This is a genomic window from Bacteroidia bacterium, from assembly GCA_025056095.1.
Classification (GTDB): Bacteria; Bacteroidota; Bacteroidia; order JANWVE01; family JANWVE01; genus JANWVE01.
Genome location: JANWVW010000107.1, coordinates 1 through 9,572, shown reverse-complemented (window position 1 = coordinate 9,572; position 9,572 = coordinate 1). Strand labels below are relative to the sequence as shown.

At 38.4% G+C, this 9,572-nt stretch carries 12 protein-coding genes; 3 read left to right on the top strand and 9 right to left on the bottom strand.

From position 1 onward, the window contains the following. On the bottom strand, positions 1-569 hold a 569-nt coding region (locus NZ519_08765; GenBank protein MCS7028844.1), incomplete at its 3' end, for an AAA family ATPase. On the opposite strand from NZ519_08765, the gene NZ519_08760 reads away from it, so the two are divergent. After that, complete coding sequence (locus NZ519_08760; protein ID MCS7028843.1) at positions 561-683, top strand: hypothetical protein; 123 nt, start codon at positions 561-563, stop codon at positions 681-683. The genes NZ519_08765 and NZ519_08760 overlap by 9 nt on opposite strands. After that, positions 623-787, top strand: coding sequence for a hypothetical protein (locus NZ519_08755; protein MCS7028842.1), 165 nt, complete (start codon positions 623-625; stop codon positions 785-787). The genes NZ519_08760 and NZ519_08755 overlap by 61 nt, the downstream gene beginning before the upstream one ends. Here NZ519_08755 and NZ519_08750 read toward each other — a convergent pair. From NZ519_08750 to NZ519_08720, 7 genes are all read right to left on the bottom strand, one after another. Beyond that, entirely contained in the window at positions 736-1,275 is a 540-nt protein-coding gene (locus tag NZ519_08750; GenBank protein MCS7028841.1) for a hypothetical protein, read from the bottom strand. The genes NZ519_08755 and NZ519_08750 overlap by 52 nt on opposite strands. Positions 1,276-1,304: 29 nt before the next feature. Next, the gene (murC, locus tag NZ519_08745) at positions 1,305-2,693 is read right to left on the bottom strand and encodes a UDP-N-acetylmuramate--L-alanine ligase (protein MCS7028840.1); all 1,389 of its coding nucleotides are present in this window, start codon (positions 2,691-2,693) and stop codon (positions 1,305-1,307) included. 43 nt (positions 2,694-2,736) lie between these two features. After that, on the bottom strand, positions 2,737-3,390 hold the full coding sequence (locus NZ519_08740) for an ABC transporter ATP-binding protein (protein MCS7028839.1): 654 nt from the start codon (positions 3,388-3,390) through the stop codon (positions 2,737-2,739). Positions 3,391-3,689: 299 nt separating this feature from the next. Continuing rightward, the gene (locus tag NZ519_08735) at positions 3,690-4,103 is read right to left on the bottom strand and encodes a 6-carboxytetrahydropterin synthase (protein MCS7028838.1); all 414 of its coding nucleotides are present in this window, start codon (positions 4,101-4,103) and stop codon (positions 3,690-3,692) included. Next, entirely contained in the window at positions 4,100-5,089 is a 990-nt protein-coding gene (locus NZ519_08730) for an iron ABC transporter permease (protein ID MCS7028837.1), read from the bottom strand. Before NZ519_08730 ends, NZ519_08735 begins: the two co-directional genes overlap by 4 nt. Further along, positions 5,090-5,650 carry a ribosome recycling factor gene (gene frr, locus NZ519_08725; GenBank protein MCS7028836.1) on the bottom strand — a complete coding sequence of 187 codons (561 nt, stop codon included), beginning with the start codon at positions 5,648-5,650 and terminating at the stop codon, positions 5,090-5,092. A 335-nt stretch (positions 5,651-5,985) separates the two neighbouring features. Continuing rightward, positions 5,986-6,123 (bottom strand): hypothetical protein, encoded by a 138-nt coding sequence (locus NZ519_08720; GenBank protein MCS7028835.1) that lies wholly within the window; start codon positions 6,121-6,123, stop codon positions 5,986-5,988. Positions 6,124-6,278: 155 nt separating this feature from the next. Here NZ519_08720 and NZ519_08715 point away from each other — a divergent pair, with 155 nt between their 5' ends. Further along, positions 6,279-8,444, top strand: a complete 2,166-nt coding sequence (locus NZ519_08715) for a carbohydrate binding family 9 domain-containing protein (protein ID MCS7028834.1) — start codon at positions 6,279-6,281, stop codon at positions 8,442-8,444. Here the strand turns inward: NZ519_08715 and NZ519_08710 are convergent, their stop codons facing one another. After that, positions 8,445-9,398, bottom strand: coding sequence for a hypothetical protein (locus NZ519_08710; GenBank protein ID MCS7028833.1), 954 nt, complete (start codon positions 9,396-9,398; stop codon positions 8,445-8,447). Positions 9,399-9,572: the final 174 nt, after the last annotated feature.

Genomic DNA, 9,572 nt, shown 5'->3' with positions numbered 1-9,572 from the left:
TGTTTAGAGACACTTTCTACAAACTCATTCCAACTGCGGTACAAAATATCGTTCGTAAAATGGTCATATTCATCAAACAAAATGTAAATAGGTTTGTCTTCAGGATAGTTTCTAAAAAACAGGTATATCATCTCTTCTGCATCTCTGCTTTGAATAATTTGTGTAAGTGTAGCTGTGTCAAAAATTGTGTATTTGAGGTTGAACTGTTGCAAACTTCCTTGTACAGATACTCCAAATCCTCGTTTTGCGCGTTCCTTGTTGCTGGCATCTATTCCACTAAAATCAAAAAATAGAATGCGATAGGAGTTGTGTAGGGGTGTGGGATTTTTGCCGATGTAGTAGTTTCCAAAGAGTTGGTCAAATTTGTGGGCTTGATTGATGTCGTAGTAGTACTCTAAAATAGAGAGCCACAAGCTTTTACCAAATCTGCGAGGACGTAAAAAGGATACATTTCTTTCTTTATGTCGCTCTAATTTTTCTATGAAAATAGTTTTATCTACAAACACGTAGTTATCTTTGACCAGTGTTTCAAAGTTGCTTATGCCGTAGGGGAAGAATACTTGGTTCATGTAGTAAAGATACGCGTTTTATGGGATGGTGAGGTTTGTTTTTTGCGTGAGGCATGCGGAGGGTGGGCGTTAGCCCAGTGCGGAGCGAAGCGCAGCACCGAAGCGATAGCGTAGCCCGCAGCACGCCGACCTTGTGGGCAAAAGCCCACAAGGGCACGCCCAAAAACTACTCATTCATTCGTATATTATTCAAATGGGATACCCAGCACTTCCCTTGAAACACACTTTGAACTTGGCTAAGTATTCGGGCTGTTTCTCCTTCGTTGGGATATTCTAATACACTTGCATGCTCCTGCGTACGTATGTTCAAATGCGGATTCTGTGGAAATATAAAAACCTTAGAAAAAGATAAGCGCCCCAAACTGTTACACACTTCGCTTAGCGCAAGGTTCTGATTTTGCCAAATACACGTCAATACCAATGCACGAGATAAAGTAAAACATTGCTCAATTTTTTGGTTATCAAAAATATAGCTGCCTTCTTGAAGTTTGAGTATTCCCCAATGATGCAAATGAAACAATGAATTTGAAACTAAATGCTCACTCAAAAAGGCTGAAATGCGCTTAGCTTCAAAATATTGCTCTTCTGCGGTTTGTCCTTCTGTATCTACGTATAGAACAAAGTTTTGGGCGTTTTGTGTATTTTTGTGCAAGAACTTAGCAAAATCATTCATGAACACAGGGTCCTGCACTTGTACCTTGCGCAATATCCAAAGATATCGGATTTTTTGCGTCATTAAGCAGGTAGATTTTTGTATTTTTGAATTACTTTTTTAGCCACTTGGTCTATATCTCCTGCGCCCATAATCACTACTACGGGGTAAGTCTTACTTTTGAGATAAATATAACTTGCAGCATTGTCGTAATCTATCAATTGCTTTGAGGGACTTTTGACTTCACGAAAAATAAGCTCAGCGCTTACTCCTTCAATAGGTTGTTCGCGCGCGGGATAAATTGGTAAAAGCACTACCTTGTGGGCTAAACTAAGCGCTTCGGCAAATTCCTTGTAGAAATGTTGAGTTCGGGAATATAAATGAGGTTGAAAAACAGCCATAATTTTGCGAGTGGGATACATACGTTTGACAGATTCTAATGTTTTTCTAATTTCTTCAGGGTGATGTGCATAGTCATCTATAATAGTGCATTCAGGATGTGGATGAACTTCAAAACGCCTTTCTACTCCCTGATAGGATGCTACTGCTTCTTTAACGGCTTCTTTGTCTAAACCTAATATTTCCGCTAACGTAATTCCTGCCATGACGTTGAGTAAATTGTGCCATCCTGAAATGTTGAGTTTGAAGTTAGAAAGATAGTCTTCGCCGTGTTTGAGTATGTCAAATGTGAATTTGCCGTATTTGAAGACAATGTTATCCGCAGTGTAATCGGCTGCATCTTCTACACCGTAGCTCACTCTCGGAATTTTTTTAATTGAGGTTATTATTTTTCTCAAATCGGCGTCATTGTCATAGTAGAGAATAGCCCCTTCGGGGTTGGTTTTTTCTATAAATTGCTTATAAGCTTCTTGGACTTTTTCTTTTGTGCCGTAAATGTCTAAGTGGTCAGGGTCTACGCTGGTAACTACGCTGATGTAGGGATTAAGCTGCAAAAAAGAACGGTCGTACTCATCTGCTTCTACAACTAACCACTCGCTATCGCCTTGAATATAATTTGTGCCATAGTTTTTGGAGATACCACCTAAAAAAGCACTAGCCCCTACACCACAGTGATTGAGAATATGTGTAATAATGGTAGCCGTTGAAGTTTTTCCGTGCGCGCCCGCGATAGCTATGCACTTGTATTGATTTGCAATAGCGCCTAAAACCTCTGCGCGCTTGTATAAAGGGGCTTCTTGAGCTATAAGGTAAGCTAATTCTTCGTTTTCTTCGGGTTTTACGGCAGGTGTGTAAATAAAAATATCGGTATCTTCTGTTAAGTGGTCTGTATCTATGTCATGATAAACTTTAATTCCTTCTTTTACTAATTGTTGAGTTAAAGCAGTTTCGTTTCGGTCGTAGCCTTCAACTATTGCGCCTTGGGCTTTGAAGTACCGTGCGAGCGCACTCATTCCAATTCCACCTATTCCGATAAAATAAACTTTTTTAATGTTGCTTAAATCTATGTTCATATTGTTGCAAAAATAGTAACATTTTTTATTGACAAGGCAGATTTTACGAAGTTATTTTTCCATCTTTGATGTGCAGTATTCTGTGAGATTGTGCGGCTAATTCAGGATTATGTGTAGCGATTAGAAAGGTCTGTCCAAATTCTTGTGAGAGCTGAAAAAATAAACTATGCAAGTGTTGGGCATTGGCAGAGTCCAAGTTTCCCGAAGGTTCATCGGCTAAAATGAGCTTAGGGTTGTTAATCAAGGCGCGGGCTACGGCTACTCTTTGTTGCTCTCCCCCTGAAAGTTGGCTGGGCTTGTGGTTCATCCGTTCGGATAGACCTAAGTAAGCTAACCACTCTTTGGCTTTGGGCAGGTATTCCTTTTTGGATTTGCCTTGTATCATAGCAGGGATGCATACGTTTTCTAGTGCTGTAAATTCAGGTAAAAGGTAGTGAAATTGAAATATTAGTCCTATTTTTTGGTTGCGGTAGTGAGCCATTTCTTTGGAAGAAAGTTGAGATATAGAAACGCCTTCAAAAATAATTTGACCGCTATCTGCTTTGTCCAATCCTGCAATTAAATGAAGCAAGGTAGATTTACCTGCCCCAGAGGCACCTACTAGGGCTACTACCTCTCCTTTTTGTATCTCAAAATGGATATCTTTGAGAATTTCTAAATTACCATATCGTTTGTATAGACCTTGTATTTGTAGCATTTACTGCAAAGTTATATTAAGTTGATAAATGATTTTGAAAGTTTAATTTTCTTTTTGGGTGTGCCCCTTGCTGCGTCAGCAAGGGACATTCCGCACGTAGCCGGAAGCACGACAACCTTGCCCACACAAGCGCAAGCGAAGTGTGGGCAAGGGCACACCTAAAAAAATATCAATAATTCATCTCACAAATAATAAAACTCTCCGCACGTGATGAGGCTTTTTACTGGCATGTAAAAATGGGCTAAAGCTAACCTTGTTCAGTTCTTGCGTTCCACTTGTTCAAAAAACTACCTCAACAGCTACTCGCCCTTATAGGAAACCCATTGTCGTTCGGTTTCGTAGAGCGTAATTTCATACAAGCACGCATTTTCTCTTTTGAGCAAGGGATACAAAATTTCCCAAAACTTCATTGCCAACACCTCTGTGGTAGGATTAAGCCCTTTCATAAAGTCTACATCAAGCGTGAGGTTTTTGTGGTCAACTTTGGAGATAATGTGCTTTTCTGCAATTTCCTTAATTTCTTTCAAATCCATGACGTAGCCTGTTTCAGGATTGATATTTCCTGCAACAGTAATATCCAAAGTATAGTTATGCCCATGCCAATTTTCATTAGCACAAGGTCCAAAAACACGTTTATTTTCTTCTGGTGTCCAATTATCATTCCACAATTTATGCGTAGCGTTGAAATACAAACGTCTCGTAATGTAAATCATAGATGAAAAACCTGCTTTTTGAGTTGCAAATATACAAAAAAAGGAGTGCCTATCAACGCAGTAATAATTCCTATGGGAATACCTACGGGCGGGTATAGCCAACGTACTAAAATGTCTGCACTCATAAGATAAGTGCCGCCTATCACGATAGATAAAGGAACAAGTTTTTTATGCGGCGCGCCGACTAATCCCCGCGCAAAATGCGGTATCATCAGACCAACAAAGCCAATCGGACCAGAGATTGCTACTACTGTGGCTACCATAAGACTCGTAAGCATGAGCATTTGATATTGAAAGCTTTTTACTGAAAGCCCTAAATTTCTTGCGTTCTGTGAAGAGAGATAAGCAATATCTAAACTTTTATGATGAAGCAAAGCCCAAGCACTTCCGACTGACAAAGCAAAAATTAAAAAAACTAAATATGAGCTATTGCTGTATTCAAATCCGCCCATTGTCCAAAAGATAATCATACGAAGTTTTTCAGTGTGAGCAGATTGATACGTAAGCCAAGCTAAGGCAGCATTAGCCAAGGAAGATAGCGCAATACCTACAAGCAACACATTATGAAGATAATTTTCAGATTTGAATGCCCCAAGATGAAGAGCAAGCCAAGTGATAGTAATAGCCCCTAAAAAAGCAAACAAAGGATAGCTGACTATTCCTAAATACGCAGGTAAATAACCTAAAACTAATAAGCTCACACCTAACGATGCACCTGCGGAAGTACCTAAAATGTAAGGATCTGCTAATCCATTACGGAATAAAGACTGCATAATCAAACCACATAGCGACAAAATAGCTCCACACAGCCACGCCGTAGCTAGGCGTACAAAGCGCAGCTGCCACACTACAATAAATACTTCTGATTCGCGATGCCTTAAACTATTCCATATCTGTTGTGTATTGTAAGAAAATTCGCCTATTTGCAAGCCCACATAAGCAATGATGACTGAAATAAGCCCAAAAAAGAACAACCATTTTAACATTTAGATTTTCATAATCTCTGCTTCTTTTTGCTTCAAGTGGGCATCAATTTGAGCAATGAAGTTATCGGTTTGTTTTTGCATCTCATTTTCCCCTGCTTTGACTTCATCTTCGGACACGCCGCTTTTAGCTAATTTTTTAATTTTTTCATTGTACTCCCTACGAATATTACGAACGGCTATTTTAGCTTCCTCACCTACTTGTTTAGCTTGTTTTACCAGTTCTTTTCTGCGCTCTTCAGTCAGGGCAGGTACTAAGATTCGGATAATACTGCCATCCGAAGTAGGATTAAAACCTAAATTTGCATCACGAATGGCTTTTTCTATAACAGGAATGAGATTTTTTTCCCATGCTTGAACCGTGAGAGTTTTAGCATCAGTAGCAGTGATATGGGCTAGTTGGTTAAGAGGTGTGGGTGTGCCGTAGTAATCCACTTTTACGCCGTCCAACATTACAGGACTTGCCTTTCCTGCACGAATTTTAGCCAACTCTCCTTCTAAGTGCTCCACTGCCTTTTTCATTTGTGCTGCGGCTTCGGAGATAATCTTTTTAATCTCACTCATAGCTTGTGATTTTTTATGACAAAATTACGCAAAAATACCTAATCAAATGAAATACGGAATGAAAACAGGACTTTGAGAAATTTTTAGGGTGGCACTGCTTTGCAGGGCACCCCAAAGCTCTAAAATCCACAATGGTTCGATTAAAACGGTTTTTAGTTTATCGGAAGGTTTTACGCAAGTGAACCTTTTGCTTTTGTCGTAGTTCCGATAGTGGTACGATTAAATTTTGCCGCGTTTTTGATTTGTGAAAGGTTAAAGAACTCAACACGGCTTGTTGGAATTCAAACTTTCCGCAATAATACAATTAATATCCGCTTTTATGGAAAAAAATTTTTTTAATAGGAATGCGGTATTAAGTCTAAAAAATGATTTGATTTTTTGGGCGTGCCCCTTGCTGCGCAAGGGTCGGGGCATTCCGCACCTAGCCCGTAGCACGCCGACCTTGTGGGCATGAGCGCCAGCGAAATGCCCACAAGGGCACGCCCAAAAAAATAATCTATCAATTTGTTAAAAAATTCACATTAAGGCTCTTAACTACATTCTTATACTCACTTTGACCTTGATTAAGTCAAAATCTCATTTTTAAGTTTTTATCTAAACTTTGCATAGTTTTGCAATTAAAGCACCAATGATGAGATGTTGGATATTATGGATAAGTATCTGTTGCTTTTTTTTACAAGGTTTGTGTCAGGAGAAATACGTTTATTGTATCCAAAAAGCTCAAGACAAAATTATTTTAGATGGTAAAATTACCGAAAAATCTTGGGAAGTTGCCCAAAAAGCTACAGACTTTTGGCAGTCTTTTCCATACGACACGAGCTACTGTAAGTCCAAAACCGTAGCAATGATGACCTACGACGAAGAATTTTTGTACGTGGGCGCTATTTGCTACGATTCTTTGCAAGGAGAATATGTGGTACAATCCTTAAAACGCGACTTTTCATATCCCCGCACAGATGCTTTCGCCGTTTATTTAGATCCTTTGTGCGACAAAACAAATGGTTTTAATTTCACTGTAAGTCCCTACAATGTTCAAAGAGAAGGGATTCTCAACGATGGCGGAAGTATGGGAGTTACCACTAGTTGGGACAATAAATGGTACTCTCAAACTTGTATTGAACTTGGTAAATGGACTGTGGAAATGGCTATCCCGTTCAAAACACTGCGATATAAAACAGATAGAAAAATTTGGCGCGTAAACTTTTCTCGTAACGACTTGAAGCGGAATGAAAACGGCGCTTGGCATCCCGTACCACGCCAGTTTAATATTGCACATTTAGCATATACAGGTGTTTTAGAATGGGACTCTTATCCTCCTCCCCCAGGCATGAATGTAGTCCTGATACCTTATGCAATTGCGCGCGCAGAGCAAGATTATCAAAACAAAATTCCCCTGCAAACCAAGCCAAATACAGGCTTGGACGCAAAAGTAGGAATTACACCTTCGCTTAATTTAGACCTAACTTTTAATCCCGATTTTTCCCAAGTAGAAGTAGATAGACAAGTAACAAACTTGAGCCGCTTTACCTTGTTTTTTCCTGAACGTAGAAACTTCTTTTTAGAAAATAGTGATTTATTTGAACGTTTTGGGTTTTCTAAAATTCGCCCTTTCTTTTCAAGAAATATCGGCTTATACAATGGAAAAGTAGTTCCGATTATTGCAGGAGCAAGATTAAGCGGTAAAGTCAACCAAAACTGGCGCATAGGCGCTATGTCTATGCAAACCGAAGGCGTGCGAGAATTACAGTTGAGTAGCTATAATTACAGCGTTTTTGCAGTACAGCGCAAAGTATTTGAGCGGTCTAATATAGCTGCTATTTTGGTCAATAAACAATCTGTACAAGGTTCAGAAATACAATATGCACAGTACAATCGTTTAGCTGGAATAGACTACAACTTAGCTTCAAAAGATGGCAAATGGCAAGGTAAATTGTTTTATCACCATACTTTTTCACCGAACAACAAGTCTCGGGACCAAAATGCACATGCTAGTTGGATTATGTACAATACGCGCAAAGTGCAAGCACACTGGAATCATGAATTTGTGGGAAATAACTACAACGCCGAAGTAGGCTTTGTGCCGCGTAAAAACTATGTCCGTTTAGAACCTATGGTCTATGTGTATTTTTATCCCAAAAGTAGATGGGTTAATAATTTTAATTTTGGCTTATATACAGACATGTATTTTGATAGAAAAGGCAATTTTTTGGACAGAATCATTCGTTTGAGCCATGTTACAAACTTTCAAAGTAGCGCGCATGTAGATGTTTCACTTGAAGATATCTACACGTATTTATTTTTTCCTTTTGACCCCAGTGGTACGAATAGCAAACCTTTGCCCATAGGAGGATACTATTACAAGCAAGCAAATGTAAGTTTTACCTCTAATTTTAGAAAAACTTTTTCATACAGTGTTTTAAGTACTTATGGGACATATTTCATCGGACATAAATGGACTTCCACAGCAGAGGTCAATTATCGTTGGCAGCCATACGCAGCTTTTGGCTTGAAAGCAGATTTTAATCAGATAACACTTCCTAAACCTTATACTTCTGCGGATTTAGTTTTAATAGGCACTACAATAGAAATTACTTTTACGAACAACTTGTTTTTTACTACCTTTCTTCAATACAACACCCAAATCAATAACATGAACATTAACTCTCGCTTGCAATGGCGATTCAAGCCAATGTCAGATTTGTTTATTGTTTATACGGATAACTATGCTACGCATAATCTTGCAGTTAAAAATAGGGCATTAGTGATTAAATTAACATATTGGCTGAATGTTTAGTTATTTTCTGTGAACTACTCCTTGAATAATGTTGAGGTTAGTATATATGTTTAAGCTGTCCTTTGTTTGCTTTGAGTTCAAGTCTTTGTAGTAGTATAGCTTGTGCTTGGAGTAGACTATCAATTTACTTTCATCAAAATCGCAAATAAAGCCTTGTATAGGTTCGCTGTGCGGTAGTAATGACTGATTGACGTAAAGTTTATTGTGGTAAAGTTCTACAAAGCCAATAAATTCTTTGCCGTAAAATTTTTGTCCGTATGGGGAATATGCGGCTTGCCGTAGAGGATAGGTATAGGTACTTTTTTGCAGAATATCATCATTGACGTTGAAAGAGTATAGTTCAGGCAGGCTGTCAGTAGAGAAACCTCTTACCCATAAAACGTATCGGTAGATTTGTTTGATGCTATTTACAGGTTCTTTTTTTATCAGGGCGCGGGTAGGCACATCTACCACAATAAAGGTAGCATCAGAGCTTTGTGCCGAAGCCGCATAGAGTTTATTATTTGCAAACAATATGTGATTAAGGCTGGAAGTGTATGTATGAACTTCTGTTTTTTTTCTTTTTCGGTGATAAAAAGCTATTTTTCCATTTTCAGATGCAATAAAAAACCATTCTTTTTTGTCAGGATGTTGCGCTAAGTCTATGGGAAAAAAGTCTTTTCCAAAATTCAAAGTTTCTTTTATTTGGCGTGTAGAAAGGTCAACTATGTAGATGCATTTTTGATTAGGGCAAGGTATCCAAAGTTCATCATCTAAGCAGACTATATGTGCTACGGTACTATCTAAAGTAATAGAAAAGGGGCTGATATTCATGTTTTCGGAATTTAGGTATAATAATTTATGGGCATTTGTGCTTGTATCCTGAACGTGCAAAATAAATCCTTTGGTATGTTTTTGAAATTGAGCATCGTCATCCAAGCTATGGCAAGCAGATAAGCTTACAGCCAATAACATAAAACACAACTTGCGTAAAAAAATATGCTGATTACAATCAATTTTACAAGCTTGTTGAACTTTCACAAGACAAAAATACGAATTCGCTTATTAAGTCTGCTTTTGTTTAGTTAAAAAGATAGTTGTATAAAGGTTAAGTTTTAATTTTTTTGGGCGTGTCCTTGTGGGCGTTTC